The organism is Nonomuraea sp. NPDC049625 (assembly GCF_040675285.1).
Classification (GTDB): domain Bacteria; phylum Actinomycetota; class Actinomycetes; order Streptosporangiales; family Streptosporangiaceae; genus Nonomuraea; species Nonomuraea angiospora_A.
Window position 1 is genome coordinate 61,222 of sequence record NZ_JBFAOQ010000021.1, and the last position, 12,558, is coordinate 73,779.

A 12,558-nucleotide genomic window follows, 5' to 3' on the forward strand; every position below is an offset into this window, starting at 1 on the left:
GAAATGCCCCTGCAGATCACTGGCGCGCTAGGCGACCCTGACCTGATCCGCCTCCCTTGGGAGGTCCCCCTCCAAGACTGGCCGCAGTACCATCTCGTCGATCTGCCGCGCGGCATTTCACGGCACGTGGTGCGGTTCGCCCGGCTGTCCGGCAAGGTGTACGCGATCAAGGAGATCAGCGAACGGTACGCCAAGCGCGAATACCAGCTGCTGTGGGACCTGGCCCGCCTCGACGCGCCCGCCGTGGAGCCCGTCGCCTACGTGACCGGCCGCGAGGAAGGGCTGGACGCGGCGCTGATCACCCGGCACCTGCAGTTCTCGCTGCCGTACCGCGCCGTCATGTCGGGCACGCTGCGGCCCGACACGCTCACCCGCCTGCTGGACGCGCTGGCCGTGCTGTTAGTGCGACTGCACCTGAACGGGTTCTACTGGGGCGACTGCTCGCTGTCCAACACGCTGTTCCGCAGGGACGCTGGGGCCTTCGCCGCGTACCTGGTGGACGCCGAGACCGGCGAGATGCACCCGATGATCAGCGAGGGGCAGCGGCTGGCCGACATCGACACCGCGCACACGAACATCTTCGGCGAGATGCTCGACCTGGAGGCCGGCGGGCTGCTGCACCCGTCCATCGACCCCATGGAGACCGCCGAGGACATCGTCACCCGCTACCACCGCCTGTGGGATGAGATCACCCAGAGCGAGATCATCGAGGAGGTCGACTGGCACCGCGTGGAGCAGCGGATCCGCCGGCTGAACCTGCTCGGCTTCGACGTGGCCGAGATGATGGTGCGGCGCAAGGTCGGCACCGGGCGGCTCATCGTACGGCCCAAGGTCGTGGACTCCGGCCACCACCAGCGGCGGCTGCTCCGGCTGACCGGGCTCGACGTGGAGGAGAACCAGGCGCGGCGGCTGCTCAACGACCTCGACGGGTTCCGGGTGGCCAAGGGGCTGCGGCACGAGGACGAGGCCATCGTGGCGCACCGGTGGCTGGCGGAGATATTCCAGCCGACGGTCGAGGCCATCCCCGCGGAGCTGCGCGGCAAGCTGGAGCCCGCGCAGCTCTTCCACGAGATACTCGACCACCGCTGGTACCTGTCCGAGGAGACGGGCGCGGACGTGGGGCTGGCCGCGGCCGTGAAGTCGTACGTGGACAACGTGCTCGTCCACAAGCCCGACGAGAAGGCGCTGCTCCCGGAGGAGGCGGCTCAGTAGGCCACAGTTATGCGCTTGCGCGGGTGGGCGCCGTTCTCCAGCTCGTCCGCGACGGCGACCGCGTAGTCCTCGGCCGAGATGAAGCTGCGGCCCTCGCGGTCGGCGAGCAGCGTGTCGCCGCCGATGCGGTAGACGCCGGTGCGCTCGCCCGGCGCGATCTCCGCGGCCGGTGAGATGTACGTCCAGTCCAGGTCCTCGACCTCCCGGTAGAGGCCGAGGGCCGACCTCTGGGCCTTGGACTCCTTTTTGTAGAGCTCCGGGAAGCCGGGCGTGTCGACCAGGTCCTGTCCCGGCGCGATCTGGAGGCTGCCGGCGCCGCCCACGACGATCAGCCTGCGTACGCCGGCGGCGCGCACGCCCTCGATGAGCGCGCGGTTCGCGTCCAGGAACGGCGGCTCGGGCTCGGTGCCGTCGCGGGGCGGGGCGATGGCGGAGACGACGGCGTCGTAGTCCTTGGCCAGGGTGGCGGCGTCGTGGACGTCACCCTTGACGGGGCCCTTGCGGCTGACGGCGGTCACCTGGTGGCCGCGATTCGCGAGCTCGGCGGCTATGCGCTGGCCGATCATGCCGGTCGCGCCAAAGAGCAGGATCTTCATGTGCGCCAGAGTATCCATCGGATACTGGTTACTTCATCGTGCTATAAGTACCTTATGGATACTGGCGATGTCTTCGACCCTAACTGCCCGACCCGGGTGGTTTTGGATCGGATCGGCGATAAATGGTCGGTGCTGGTACTCCTCAGCCTCGCCCACGGCCCCATGCGCTTCACCGCCCTCCGGGGTCGGATCGGCGGGGTCACCCCCAAGGTGCTGACGCAGACGCTGCGGGCCATGGAGACGGACGGGCTGGTGACGCGGGAGGTGTTCGCGGAGGTGCCGCCGCGGGTGGAGTACGAGTTGACGTCCCTGGGGCGCTCACTGCACGAGCCGATCTCGGCGGTGGCGGCATGGGCCGAGAACCACATAACCGAAATCCTCACCCACCGCACCCAATCCGCCTAACCTCCACCCGGCCCCCTCACCGCCCCACCCCCTTCGCCACCCCACCTCCTCACCACCTCACCGCCCGTCCCTCACCCCTCGTCCCCGCTCCTCACCACCGCACCGTCGGCTCCTCGCCAGCGCACCCGCCCCTCAACGGCCCGCCATCGCCGCTCGCCGTCGCAGCCTCGCGTCGTCGGAGCGCCCGCCGCCCACGCGCCGCCCGCCTCTCACCGCGCACCGCCGCGGCTCCACCGCCCCCTCGCGCGCTTCCGTAGTCGAGGAGGGTCGGTAATGGGGGCGGGAATCCGGACATGGGGTGAGTGGTGGTGGACCACAGTGAGGAGAACGGATGGGAGCCGATCCCGAAAGCCGGTTCGAGGCGATATACGAAGCGGCATACCCCCAACTGCTCGGATACGCCTTACGCCGATGCCCGGACCCGGACGACGCGGCCGACGTCGTCGCGGAGACGTTCATGGTCGCGTGGCGCCGGATAGAGGAGGTGCCCGAAGGCGACGAGGCGAGGTTGTGGCTCTTCGGGGTGGCCAGGAAGGTGCTGGCCAACCAGCGGCGCGGTGAGCGGCGGCATGAGCAGCGCACCGCCGCCCTGCGCGAGCAGCTGGCCGCCTCGCCGCTCGTCGCCGAGTTGCCCGGCGACGACCTCTCGCAGATGGGCAAGGTGTTCCGGGCCCTGTCCGGGGACGACAGGGAGTTGCTCGCTCTCGTCGCGTGGGAGCGGCTGGATCCGGGTCAGATCGCCAAGATCCTCGGCATCTCGCGCAACGCCGTGCGGGTCAGGCTCTTCCGTGCGCGAAAACGCTTCGCCCGTGGCCTGGCCGAGGCCGGGGTCGAGTACTCGAATGCCGTCGCGATCGAAGGGAGCAGCCTGTGAGCATCCGAAGGGAGCAGCCCGTGAACATCGCCGAGCTCGCCCGCGTACGGGACGAGGATCTGGCCGGGGACCCGGTGGGGCAGGCGTCCGGCGCGGGGGCGCGGGCGCTGATGGAGTCGATCATGGCCGAGGAACGGGTGCCGGTGCGCAGGCGTTCCCCGCGCAGAGGACGGTGGCTCGGGCTTGCCACGGTGGCGGTCGCCGCGTCCGCCGTGCTCGTCGTCGGAGTGCCGTTCGGCGGGCCCGTCACCGAGTACGCCAACGCCGCCGTCTCGGTCAAGGCGGGCGACGACTACCTGGAGGTGGCGATCAACGATCCCGAGGCCGAGGCGGCGCAGTTCACGGAGGCGTTCCGGGCGGTCGGGCTGGACGCCGAGGTGAAGAAGGCGCCGGTGGCGCCGGAGGACGTGGGGGAGCTGGTCGGCCCGATCATGGACGGAGAGTTCCCGCCCGGTACGGGCGTGAGCGGATCATGGACCGAGGACTGCGCATCCGCCTGGTGCGGCACGGTCTCCATCCCCATCCACTTCAAGGGAAAGGTCATCTTCGGGATCGGCCGACCGGCCGCGCCGGGGGAGCGCTATGCCACCCAGGGCCAGATCTCTCCGCCCTCCGACGGCGGGATGATCGACGGCTACAAGGCTCACGGCAAGCGGGTCTCCGAGGTCAGGGCCGACATGGAAAAGCTCGGGCTGAAGATCACGTACGTGGTGATGTGGACCACCAGTCCCGACGGCAGCGGCGAGGGGTACAAAGTGGACGCCGCGTACGTCAAGGACGACTGGACCGTCGCTTTTGCCAGCAAGACCGCGTCCGACACCGTCCGGCTGTCGGTCGAAGCCGGTCCCGGGGTGCCGCTGGGGTCGCTGCCCAAATCCGCCGTGTTCGACGATCCCGACTGGTGGAAGGACTGAGCCCGCTCTTGCCGTCCACACTCTCGTCCGCGATGCTGGCATCTGGCCAGGCGAGTGGATCACGGCAGGGAACACGGCAAGGTCACGTCTCGATTGCGCCCCCTTGACGCGTGTCGGCGGCCGTTCGTACGTTCGGGCAAACGTTTAGGAAACTTTCCTAATTCAGGAGCCCCCCATGACCCATCCGGGCGAGATCACTCGGCGTCAGCTGCTGCGCCGCCTCGGTATGACCGCGTTCGTCGCCGGCCCCGGTGCGGGCCTCCTGAGCGCCTGCGCCACGGCCGGCACGGGCGGCGAGCCGTCGGCCGCCCCCAGCATCACCGCCTCGGCCGACAGCAAGAACCCGTTCGGCGTCGACCCCAAGAAGCCGCTGGAGGTGGTCATCTTCAGCGGCGGGTACGGTGACGCGTACGCCAAGGACCTGCACGAGGAGCTCTACAAGAAGGAGTTCCCCGGCGTGTCGATCAAGCACAACGCCACCCAGCAGATCGGCACCCAGTTACGCCCGCGCTTCGCCGGCGGCGACGTGCCCGACGTGCTCAACAACTCCGGCCCCGACTCGATGGACCTGGCCGCGCTGGCCGCCGAGAACCACCTCGCCGACCTGACCGCGCTCTTCGACGCCCCGTCGATCGACGACCCGGCCAAGAAGATCCGCGACACCGTCACCCCCGCCGTGATCGACAACGCCAAGATCAACGGCAAGGACCTCGTCCTGAACTACACCGTCTCCCACCGCGCGCTCTGGTACAACGCCAAGCTGTTCGCGTCCAAGGGGTGGTCGCTGCCGAGGACGTGGGCCGAGTTCACGGCGCTGGGGGACACGGCCAAGCAGGAAGGCATCCTGCTCTTCGCGTACCCGGGGCAGAAGGGCCCGTACTACCAGCTCTGGAACGTCCTCTACACGGCCGCCAAGATCGGCGGGAACCAGGTCATCATCGACATCGACAACCTGGTCGACAACGCCTGGAACGCCGAGCCGATGAAGCAGGCGGTCACGGCCTGGGTGGACATCCAGGCGAAATATGGCGACAAAGCGTACTTCGGCCTCGACCACACCCAGACCCAGGTCAAGCAGCTCCAGAACAAGCTGCTCTTCTACCCCGTGGGCTCCTGGGTCGAGAACGAGATGGCCAAGGACAAGCCCGACGACTTCGAATACGCCATCGCCCCCATTCCCGACGTCACCGCCGCCGACAAGATGCCGTACGGCGCCATCCAGGTCGGCGTCGGCGAGAACTTCGTCGTCGCGGCCAAGGGCAAGAATCCGCAGGGCGGCCTCGAATACCTGCGCATCATGCTGTCCAAGGACGGCGCGCGCGGATTCACGGAGAAGACCGAGAACCTCACCGTGGTGAACGGCGCCGCCGCCGGACTCGACCTGCCCGCCGGACTGATGAGCGCCGCCAAGGCCCAGGACGCGGCCGGCCAGAACATCATCACCGACGCGCGTTTCGAGGGCTGGTACAAGGAGCTGTTCGACTACGGCACCCAGCAGATCAACGTGGTCATGGCCGGGCGCATCACCCCGGAGAGGTTCTGCGCGAACATGCAGAAGAAGGCCGACGAGATCAAGAAGGACGACGCGGTCGCCAAGCAGACGCGGAGCCAGTGAGCAGATGGAGCGGCTGCGCAAGTACGGGTTCGTCGCCGGATTTCTCGTCGTCCCCCTGGCGCTCTATTCGGTCTTCGTCATCAGCCCCTATGTCCAGGCGTTCCAGCTCTCCCTGACGAGCTGGAACGGATACAGCTCGATCGTGCGGTACGTGGGGCTGGACAACTTCGGCCGGCTGTTCGACGACGAGGTGTTCTGGCAGGCCCTGCGCAACCACGGGATCATGCTGCTCGTGCTGCCGATCGCGACGATCGTCATCGCGCTGTTCCTGTCGTTCCTGCTGAACCTGGGCGGCGGCACGCGCGGCGCGGGCATGAGAGGGGTCTGGGGGTCGAAGTTCTACCGGGTGGTGTTCTTCTTCCCCCAGGTCCTGGCCGTCGCCGTGGTGGGCGTGCTCTTCCAGGCGGTCTACCGCCCCGACGCGGACGGCGTCATCAACGGCGTGCTGGCCAGGTTCGGCGCCGAGCCCGTCGGCTGGCTCACCGAGCCCGACCTCGCCCTCTGGTCGATCATCGCGGTGATGATCTGGCAGGGCGTCGGCTTTTACGTGGTGCTGTTCTCGGCGGGCATGGCGGCCATTCCCAAGGACTATTTCGAGGCCGCCGCGCTGGACGGCGCCGGACGCGTCCGGCTGTTCTTCTCGATAACGCTGCCGCTGCTGCGCGACACCATCCAGGTCGGCTGGATCTACCTGGGGATCGCGGCCTTCGACGGATTCGCTTTGGTGCAGGTGCTGGCCGGCGACAAAGGCGAGCCGGACGGCGCCACGACCATTCTCCCGGTCACCATCTACAAAACGGCTTTCGCCTACAACAAGGTCGGATACGCCTCCGCGATGGGCGTGGCGCTGTTCTTCCTCACCGTGACCTTCGCCGTGCTGACACTGCGGACGACCAGGCGTGAAAGGGTTGAGCTCTAGATGGCCAGAAACAGGCCGCGGCCCGGCGTGCTCAACGGGCTCTCGCACGTGGCGCTGGCCGTCTGGGCGTTACTGATCATCCTGCCGCTGCTGTGGACGTTCCTGGCGTCGTTCAAGAACAACACAGAGATCTTCGGCGACCCGCTGCAACTCCCGGGGGCGCTGCGGCTGGACTCGTGGGGCCGGGCCTGGGACAAGGCGCACATCGGGCAGTACATGCTCAACACCGTGGTCGTCGTCTTCTTCGGCACGGCGGGCACGATGTTGTTCGGGTCGATGGCGGCGTACGTGCTGGCCCGCTACACCTTCATCGGCAACAGGCTGATCTACTACTACTTCGTGGCCGGGCTGGCGTTTCCCGTGTTCCTGGCCCTGGGGCCGCTCTTCTTCGTCGTCAAGCAGTTGGGCCTGCTGAACTCCCACGTCGGGCTCGTTCTCGTTTACATCGCCTATTCCCTGCCCTTCACCGTCTTCTTCCTGGCGGCGTTCTTCCGGACGCTGCCGGAGACCGTCGCCGAGGCGGCGATGATCGACGGCGCCTCGCACACCCGGACGTTCTTCCAGATCATGGTGCCCATGGCCCGGCCCGGCCTGATCAGCATCACCATCTTCAACGTCCTGGGCCAGTGGAACCAGTATCTGCTGCCCCTCGTGCTCCTGGCCGGCGACCCGGACAAATGGGTCCTCACCCAGGGCATCGCCAAGATCTCCACCCTGGCCGGATACGAGGCGGACTGGCCGGGTCTGTTCGCCGCGCTGAGCATGACGATCCTGCCGGTCATGGTCGTCTACATTATCTTCCAACGCCAGATCCAGTCCGGGCTCGGCTCGGGGGCGCTGAAGTAACGTGGCGCCATGAGCGAGAACCTGCCCGAATGGCGGCGCGAGGGCGACGAGATCCGGCGCACGATCGAGGCGCCCGACTTCCCCACGGCCATCCGCATCGTCGACGAGATCGCGGTCAAGGCCGAGGAGCTCAACCACCACCCCGACATCGACATCCGCTGGCGTACTCTCCACCTGGTCCTCACCACCCACGACGCGGGCGGGCTCACCGACCTCGACTTCACGCTGGCGGCCGTCATCGATGACATCGCGGCGAAACACGGCGCCTAACCGCTGAATACTCACCGTAGTAGCTCGATTACTCGTTAGAGTGGGTGCCCTCCCGGAGCCCTCCTGTCGAAGGGGCTCGAACCATGGAGGGTCTCATGCGCGTGCCCGCACTCTTGCTCATCATGCTCACCGCAGCCTGCGCGGGCCCGCCCGCCCCGCTCCAGCAGGCCATGGGTCCCAGCGAGGGCCCCAGCGAGGGGGCCACGAGCGCGGCGATCAGGCTGTCCGGCGAGGGGGAGTTCACCGCCTCCGACACCGCCGCCATCGTCTACGACCGCAAGCTGGTCCCGCAGGGCGCCCAGGGCAGCGCCCACGTCGAGTCGGCCGACGGCCAGACCCGCACCACCCTCGTCGTCGAGGGCCTGCTCCCCAACCGCCACTACGGCGCCCACCTGCACGTCAAGCCCTGCGGGAAGAAGCCCGACGAGGCGGGGCCGCACTACCAGCACAAGGCCGGCGAGATCAGCCCGGCCAGCGAGGTCTGGCTCGACTTCACCACCAACGGTGAGGGCGCGGGCCGCTCGTCCGCCCGCAACGACTGGGTCCTCGACCCGGCCAAACTGCCCGGTTCGCTCGTCATCCACGCCAAGGCCACCAAGACCTCAGGTCCGGAGGTCGGTACGGCGGGCGACCGCGTGGCCTGCCTGACCCTTAAAAAGGTGTCGTAACCACCCAGCCAAGGGCATAATTACACAATTACATAACGGAAGGTGTAGTTGTGACCCAGTGGCAGCCACCCAGATTACGGCTGTTCGAAGACGCGCACCGCAGGGCGACCTGGCTGGAGCTCCTGTACGACCTCGTCTTCGTCGTCGCCGTGGCCGAACTGGCCGATGTGCTCCCCACGAGCCTGCCGGCCTTCGTGGGCCTGTTCGTACCGATCTGGTGGGCCTGGCTGGGCTACGTCTTCTACGCCAACAGGTTCGACACCGACGACGTCAGCCACCGGTTGCTCGCGCTGCCGCAGATCCTGGCCGTGGCGGCCATGGCGGCGAGCGTGAGCGACATCGAGCAGCGTTCCGGACTTTTCGCCATCGCGTATGCGGTGGTCAGGGTGCTGCTGATCGTGGCCTACGTCCGCGCCGGTCGCCACGTGCCCGAGGCCCGGCCCCTGACGACCCGCTACGCCATCGGGTTCACGGTCGCGGTGCTCATCTGGCTGGCCTCGCTCGCCGTCGACCCGCCCCAGCGCTACGCGTTCTGGGCCGTCGCCCTCGCGATCGACCTCGTCACGCCCCTGCTGACCCGGCGGGCCCAGGGCAAGCTGCCGCCGCAGTCCGAGCACCTGCCGGAGCGCTTCGGCCTGTTCGTGGTGATCGTCCTGGGCGAGGTCGTGGCGGCGGTCGTCCTCGGGCTGAAGGGCCACGACGTGACGCCGGGCACGCTGCTGATCGCCCTGGCCGGGGTGGCGATCGCGATGGGCTTCTGGTGGCTGTACTTCGGCCACACCGACGAGTCCGTCGTGCTGCGTACCCGGCTGGCCGGACAGGTGTGGGTCTACTCGCATCTGCCGCTTTCGCTGGGACTGGTGGCGTTCGGGATCGGGATCGAACACGCGATCATGGACCCGTCCTCGTCGAGCTGGTCCTTCGGGCTGCCCGCCGCCGTGGTGCTCGCCGTGCTCGGCCTGCAACACCTGTGCTCGTCCGACCGGCGGGCGGGCGCCATCCGCCTCGGCGCGGCGGCGCTCACGCTCGCCACCTCGGCGCTTCCCGTGGCCGCCGCGCTGCCCCTGATCATCCTGTACGCGGCGGCGCAGGTCGCGTACGACCTGTTCCGCCCGCAGCCGGAAGGTGTCGCATGACCGCCAAGGACCTGTTCGACCGCCAGCTGGCCGCCATCGCCGACCGCGACCTGGAGGCGCTGCTGGGCCAGTATCACGACGACGCCACGGTCGTCCGCTTCGACCGCGTCGCCCGGGGCCCCGCCGAGATCAGGGACCTGTTCAGCGCGTACCTCTCGGCGGAGCCCAAGGTGGACGAGATCGTCTCGGTGCGGACGACCGACGACGTGATCTTCTACAACGCCCTGATGACGATCGCCGGGAACCGCGTCACCACGTACGGCACCCTGGTCGTCAGGGACGGCAGGATCTGGCGGCAGACGGCGGCCGCCGCGCCCGTCACCTGATCGCGGCCGCCATCGGCTGCCACGGCGCCGCGTCGAAGATCAGCATGATCGTGCTGATCTTCCCGTCGCGAAGGCGGAAGTGCTCGGCCGTGCGCTGGATCCCGGCCGGCGTCGCCGTGTGCACGTCGTAGACCAGCGTCGCCTCCGACTCCCCGTACAGCTCGCTGATCATCTCCACCTCCGTCACCACCCGCAGGAAGCCTTCCAGCCCCGCCAGGTGCCCGGCCGGGTCGGCGGAGGAGATGAACGGGCTCCTGAACGAGAACGGCTCGCCGACCAGCGCCGCCGCCTCCTCGACCGCGCCCCGGAAGCGGGCGTCGTGATAGGCCCTGACGACCTCGCGCGCGCTCATCGGGCCTCCTGGGCGGCCAGGTGCTCGGCCAGCCGCTGCTGGTTGCCGGCCAGCCGCAGGCACAGGTGGCGCAGCGACGTCAGCTCCTCGGGGGAGAACCCGCGGAAGATCGCCGCCATGGCGAGCTGCGACGGCCTCCTGAACGCCTCGATCCAGGCCCGCCCCTCGGGGGTGATCCGGGCCAGCACCGACCGCCGGTCGCGCCGGTCCTGGACCCGCTGCACGAGCCCGTCCTTCTCAAGGGTGTCGACGAGGCCGGTGGCGTTCCTCGAACTCACGCCCGCCGACTGGGCCAGCTCGCCGATGCTGACGCCGTCGTCGTCCGCGTCACTCAGCCGCAACAGCAGGTCCATCGCCCCGGAGCTGAGCCCGCGGCCCTCGCTGCCGTGGGCGCGCATGCGCTCGATGGCCTGGAAGGCGGTGCGGACGGCGGCGGCGGCTTCGAAGGTGAGGGTGTCGTCGCCGGCGAGCCGGCTCATGGCGGCTCTGGCGTTGGGGTCGTAGAGCAATCCGGTGTCATCATGTTCTAGCTTCATAATGAAGCCACACTTTATTACGTACTTCCATAAATCGCCACTCAACCGGCGCTCTCGGCGGCCTGCAGGTTCTTCCGCAGCGCCGTGGTGATCGGCTCGATGGGCGCCGACAGCTGCTCCACCCTGTGCTGGTGGCGGCGCCACTCCCGGCCGGGCAGGACCGTCTTGAGCTGGGCCGCCGCGGCCAGCGCGGCCAGGGCGCGGACGTCCGGGCTCAGCCGGCTGACGGTCCGGCCGCCGTGGACCGCGCGGGCGACGCGCTCGACGAGCCTGCGCGAGAGGTGTGGCTTGCGTGGCGTGACCCGCTCGACCGGGAACAGCAGAACCCGGTGGCGCTCCACCCGGACCAGCCGGGCGGCCTCCAGCTCGTCGCGGACCAGCCGGTACGCCTGCGCGTGGTCCTTGCGGATCCAGCTCGCCCACGACCGGGGCGGAGAGCCGGCGATCTGCTCCCAGACGGCCGCCTGCAGCCGGCCGGGGGCGGCGGGTGCGGTGACCGCCCGCGCCTTGCCCGACTCGTCCGCCAGGCTGCCGCTCGTCATGAGCTCGGCGAGCGCCGCCGCGCGCAGGAGGCAGCCCAGCCGGCGGCGGTTGGTCGGCCGTTCCTTGCGGAGGTCGAAGGCCAGCAGGAAAACCGACCTTGGCCAGGGCTCACCCTGCTGCGTCGTCGTCCGCGGTTCCATCCGCCGTCTCCCCTCCTTCCAGGGCTTCTTCCGTCTCCGGGGCCTTGCGCGGGCGCCCGCGGGGGCGCATGCGCCCCACGCTGTCGGGCAGGCGACCGGCCTCCGAGAGGGCCTTGCGCAACAGGAACTCGATCTGCGAGTTCGTGCTGCGCAGGTCGTCGGCGGCCCACTTCGCCAGCGCGTCGTGGACCACCGGGTCGAGCCGCAGCAGGATCTTCTTCCGCTCCACGGCGATTACTGGTAGAGCGTGCCGGTGTTGACCACCGGCTGGGTGTCGCGGTCGCCGACCAGCACCACGAGCAGGTTGCTGACCATGGCCGCCTTGCGCTCCTCGTCGAGCTCGACCACGTCGTGCTCGGCGAGCCTGGCCAGCGCCATCTCGACCATGCCGACCGCCCCCTCGACGATCCGCTGCCGGGCCGCCACCACCGCGCCGGCCTGCTGGCGGCGGAGCATCGCGTGGGCGATCTCCGGCGCGTACGCCAGGTGGATGATGCGCGACTCGATGACCTTCACCCCGGCCGAGGCCACCCTGGCGCCGATCTCCGCGGACAGCCGCTCGTTGATCTCGTCGGCGTTGTCCCGCAGCGACAGCCGCGGCTCGCCGTGCGCGTCGTACGGGTAGACACCCGCGATGTGCCGCACCGCCGTCTCCGCCTGGATGGCGACGAACTCCACGAAGTCATCCACCTCGAACACCGCCTGCGCCGTGTCCTGTACCTGCCAGACCACCACGGTCGCGATCTGGATCGGGTTGCCGTCCGCGTCGTTGACCTTCGTCACCTCGGTCTCGTGGTTGCGGATCCTGGTGGACACCCGCCGCCGCAGGGTGAACGGGTTGACCCACTGGAAGCCCGGCGTCCGCAGGGTGCCGACGTACCGGCCGAGCAGCTGCACCACCCTGGCCTCGCCCGGCGCCACGGCGGTGAGCCCGCAGCACAGCGTCGCGCCCGCGAGGACCACGAGGGGGGCCGCCACCACCACCCACGCGCCGGACTGCCCGGCCCCGCCGGCGAGCATGATGATCCCCAGCGCGAGTAACGCCGCCCCGCCCAGGATCAGCACCACCGCGACCCCCAGCAGCACGAATCCGTTGGCCGCCCGGACGGGGTGCTCGCTGGTGTGCGGCGCCGGCATGTCCACGACGGTCCCTTCGAACGATGTGTCTGTCATCGCCCGTCCCCTTTTCTAGCTGACTTTGTCTGC

Annotated in this window: 17 protein-coding genes; 11 read left to right on the plus strand and 6 right to left on the minus strand. The window is 69.1% G+C overall.

Going from position 1 to position 12,558, the window contains the following annotated elements:
* Positions 1 to 3 precede the first annotated feature (3 nt).
* Positions 4 to 1,212, plus strand: a complete 1,209-nt coding sequence (locus AB0J87_RS54305) for a DUF4032 domain-containing protein (protein ID WP_363981711.1) — start codon at positions 4 to 6, stop codon at positions 1,210 to 1,212.
* On the opposite strand, the gene AB0J87_RS54310 is transcribed toward AB0J87_RS54305, so the two are convergent.
* Positions 1,206 to 1,808, minus strand: a complete 603-nt coding sequence (locus AB0J87_RS54310; protein WP_363981714.1) for an NAD(P)-dependent oxidoreductase — start codon at positions 1,806 to 1,808, stop codon at positions 1,206 to 1,208. The genes AB0J87_RS54305 and AB0J87_RS54310 overlap by 7 nt on opposite strands.
* A 54-nt stretch (positions 1,809 to 1,862) precedes the next feature.
* Here AB0J87_RS54310 and AB0J87_RS54315 point away from each other — a divergent pair, with 54 nt between their 5' ends.
* The 10 genes from AB0J87_RS54315 to AB0J87_RS54360 all read left to right on the plus strand — a co-directional run bounded on the left by AB0J87_RS54315 (position 1,863) and on the right by AB0J87_RS54360 (position 9,781).
* Entirely contained in the window at positions 1,863 to 2,213 is a 351-nt protein-coding gene (locus AB0J87_RS54315; protein WP_363981717.1) for a helix-turn-helix domain-containing protein, read from the plus strand.
* A 331-nt stretch (positions 2,214 to 2,544) separates the two neighbouring features.
* Complete coding sequence (locus tag AB0J87_RS54320; protein ID WP_355199516.1) at positions 2,545 to 3,087, plus strand: sigma-70 family RNA polymerase sigma factor; 543 nt, start codon at positions 2,545 to 2,547, stop codon at positions 3,085 to 3,087.
* A complete protein-coding gene (locus AB0J87_RS54325) occupies positions 3,084 to 4,001 on the plus strand; it encodes a hypothetical protein (RefSeq protein ID WP_363981720.1) in 918 nt (305 codons plus the stop codon). Before AB0J87_RS54320 ends, AB0J87_RS54325 begins: the two co-directional genes overlap by 4 nt.
* Before the next feature lie 175 nt (positions 4,002 to 4,176).
* Positions 4,177 to 5,616 carry an N-acetylglucosamine/diacetylchitobiose ABC transporter substrate-binding protein gene (gene ngcE, locus AB0J87_RS54330; protein WP_363981723.1) on the plus strand — a complete coding sequence of 480 codons (1,440 nt, stop codon included), beginning with the start codon at positions 4,177 to 4,179 and terminating at the stop codon, positions 5,614 to 5,616.
* Positions 5,617 to 5,620: 4 nt separating this feature from the next.
* The gene (locus AB0J87_RS54335) at positions 5,621 to 6,535 is read left to right on the plus strand and encodes a sugar ABC transporter permease (protein ID WP_350728185.1); all 915 of its coding nucleotides are present in this window, start codon (positions 5,621 to 5,623) and stop codon (positions 6,533 to 6,535) included.
* Positions 6,536 to 7,381 carry a carbohydrate ABC transporter permease gene (locus tag AB0J87_RS54340; RefSeq protein WP_363981726.1) on the plus strand — a complete coding sequence of 282 codons (846 nt, stop codon included), beginning with the start codon at positions 6,536 to 6,538 and terminating at the stop codon, positions 7,379 to 7,381. It begins immediately after the preceding gene.
* A gap of 9 nt (positions 7,382 to 7,390) precedes the next feature.
* A complete protein-coding gene (locus AB0J87_RS54345; RefSeq protein WP_185067795.1) occupies positions 7,391 to 7,651 on the plus strand; it encodes a 4a-hydroxytetrahydrobiopterin dehydratase in 261 nt (86 codons plus the stop codon).
* A 95-nt stretch (positions 7,652 to 7,746) separates the two neighbouring features.
* Positions 7,747 to 8,319 carry a superoxide dismutase family protein gene (locus tag AB0J87_RS54350; RefSeq protein ID WP_355199512.1) on the plus strand — a complete coding sequence of 191 codons (573 nt, stop codon included), beginning with the start codon at positions 7,747 to 7,749 and terminating at the stop codon, positions 8,317 to 8,319.
* Positions 8,320 to 8,369: 50 nt separating this feature from the next.
* Entirely contained in the window at positions 8,370 to 9,455 is a 1,086-nt protein-coding gene (locus tag AB0J87_RS54355; protein ID WP_363981730.1) for a low temperature requirement protein A, read from the plus strand.
* Positions 9,452 to 9,781 carry a nuclear transport factor 2 family protein gene (locus AB0J87_RS54360; protein WP_363981733.1) on the plus strand — a complete coding sequence of 110 codons (330 nt, stop codon included), beginning with the start codon at positions 9,452 to 9,454 and terminating at the stop codon, positions 9,779 to 9,781. Before AB0J87_RS54355 ends, AB0J87_RS54360 begins: the two co-directional genes overlap by 4 nt.
* Here the strand turns inward: AB0J87_RS54360 and AB0J87_RS54365 are convergent.
* The 5 genes from AB0J87_RS54365 to AB0J87_RS54385 are packed head-to-tail and all read right to left on the minus strand — an operon-like array spanning position 9,774 to position 12,525.
* Complete coding sequence (locus tag AB0J87_RS54365; RefSeq protein ID WP_357741199.1) at positions 9,774 to 10,133, minus strand: hypothetical protein; 360 nt, start codon at positions 10,131 to 10,133, stop codon at positions 9,774 to 9,776. The two genes, AB0J87_RS54360 and AB0J87_RS54365, sit on opposite strands and share 8 nt — an antisense overlap.
* Complete coding sequence (locus tag AB0J87_RS54370; RefSeq protein ID WP_350728179.1) at positions 10,130 to 10,669, minus strand: MarR family transcriptional regulator; 540 nt, start codon at positions 10,667 to 10,669, stop codon at positions 10,130 to 10,132. The genes AB0J87_RS54365 and AB0J87_RS54370 overlap by 4 nt, the downstream gene beginning before the upstream one ends.
* Positions 10,670 to 10,710: 41 nt before the next feature.
* Positions 10,711 to 11,352: a GPP34 family phosphoprotein gene (locus AB0J87_RS54375; RefSeq protein WP_363981738.1), complete on the minus strand. Its 642-nt coding sequence runs from the start codon at positions 11,350 to 11,352 to the stop codon at positions 10,711 to 10,713.
* Positions 11,321 to 11,587, minus strand: coding sequence for a hypothetical protein (locus AB0J87_RS54380; protein ID WP_363982047.1), 267 nt, complete (start codon positions 11,585 to 11,587; stop codon positions 11,321 to 11,323). The genes AB0J87_RS54375 and AB0J87_RS54380 overlap by 32 nt, the downstream gene beginning before the upstream one ends.
* The gene (locus AB0J87_RS54385) at positions 11,587 to 12,525 is read right to left on the minus strand and encodes an SPFH domain-containing protein (RefSeq protein ID WP_363981741.1); all 939 of its coding nucleotides are present in this window, start codon (positions 12,523 to 12,525) and stop codon (positions 11,587 to 11,589) included. Before AB0J87_RS54385 ends, AB0J87_RS54380 begins: the two co-directional genes overlap by 1 nt.
* Between the last annotated feature and the right edge of the window lie 33 nt (positions 12,526 to 12,558).

Bases quoted from the DNA above. Each gene is read 5' to 3' on its own strand.
- AB0J87_RS54360 (WP_363981733.1), top strand. From the start codon at position 9,452: ATGACCGCCAAGGACCTGTTCGACCGCCAGCTGGCCGCCATCGCCGAC.
- AB0J87_RS54350 (WP_355199512.1), top strand. From the start codon at position 7,747: ATGCGCGTGCCCGCACTCTTGCTCATCATGCTCACCGCAGCCTGCGCG.
- AB0J87_RS54365 (WP_357741199.1), bottom strand. From the start codon at position 10,133: ATGAGCGCGCGCGAGGTCGTCAGGGCCTATCACGACGCCCGCTTCCGG.
- AB0J87_RS54340 (WP_363981726.1), top strand. From the start codon at position 6,536: ATGGCCAGAAACAGGCCGCGGCCCGGCGTGCTCAACGGGCTCTCGCAC.
- AB0J87_RS54335 (WP_350728185.1), top strand. From the start codon at position 5,621: ATGGAGCGGCTGCGCAAGTACGGGTTCGTCGCCGGATTTCTCGTCGTC.
- AB0J87_RS54310 (WP_363981714.1), bottom strand. From the start codon at position 1,808: ATGAAGATCCTGCTCTTTGGCGCGACCGGCATGATCGGCCAGCGCATA.
- ngcE (WP_363981723.1), top strand. From the start codon at position 4,177: ATGACCCATCCGGGCGAGATCACTCGGCGTCAGCTGCTGCGCCGCCTC.
- AB0J87_RS54370 (WP_350728179.1), bottom strand. From the start codon at position 10,669: ATGAAGCTAGAACATGATGACACCGGATTGCTCTACGACCCCAACGCC.
- AB0J87_RS54375 (WP_363981738.1), bottom strand. From the start codon at position 11,352: ATGGAACCGCGGACGACGACGCAGCAGGGTGAGCCCTGGCCAAGGTCG.
- AB0J87_RS54315 (WP_363981717.1), top strand. From the start codon at position 1,863: ATGGATACTGGCGATGTCTTCGACCCTAACTGCCCGACCCGGGTGGTT.
- AB0J87_RS54385 (WP_363981741.1), bottom strand. From the start codon at position 12,525: ATGACAGACACATCGTTCGAAGGGACCGTCGTGGACATGCCGGCGCCG.
- AB0J87_RS54305 (WP_363981711.1), top strand. From the start codon at position 4: ATGCCCCTGCAGATCACTGGCGCGCTAGGCGACCCTGACCTGATCCGC.
- AB0J87_RS54345 (WP_185067795.1), top strand. From the start codon at position 7,391: ATGAGCGAGAACCTGCCCGAATGGCGGCGCGAGGGCGACGAGATCCGG.
- AB0J87_RS54320 (WP_355199516.1), top strand. From the start codon at position 2,545: ATGGGAGCCGATCCCGAAAGCCGGTTCGAGGCGATATACGAAGCGGCA.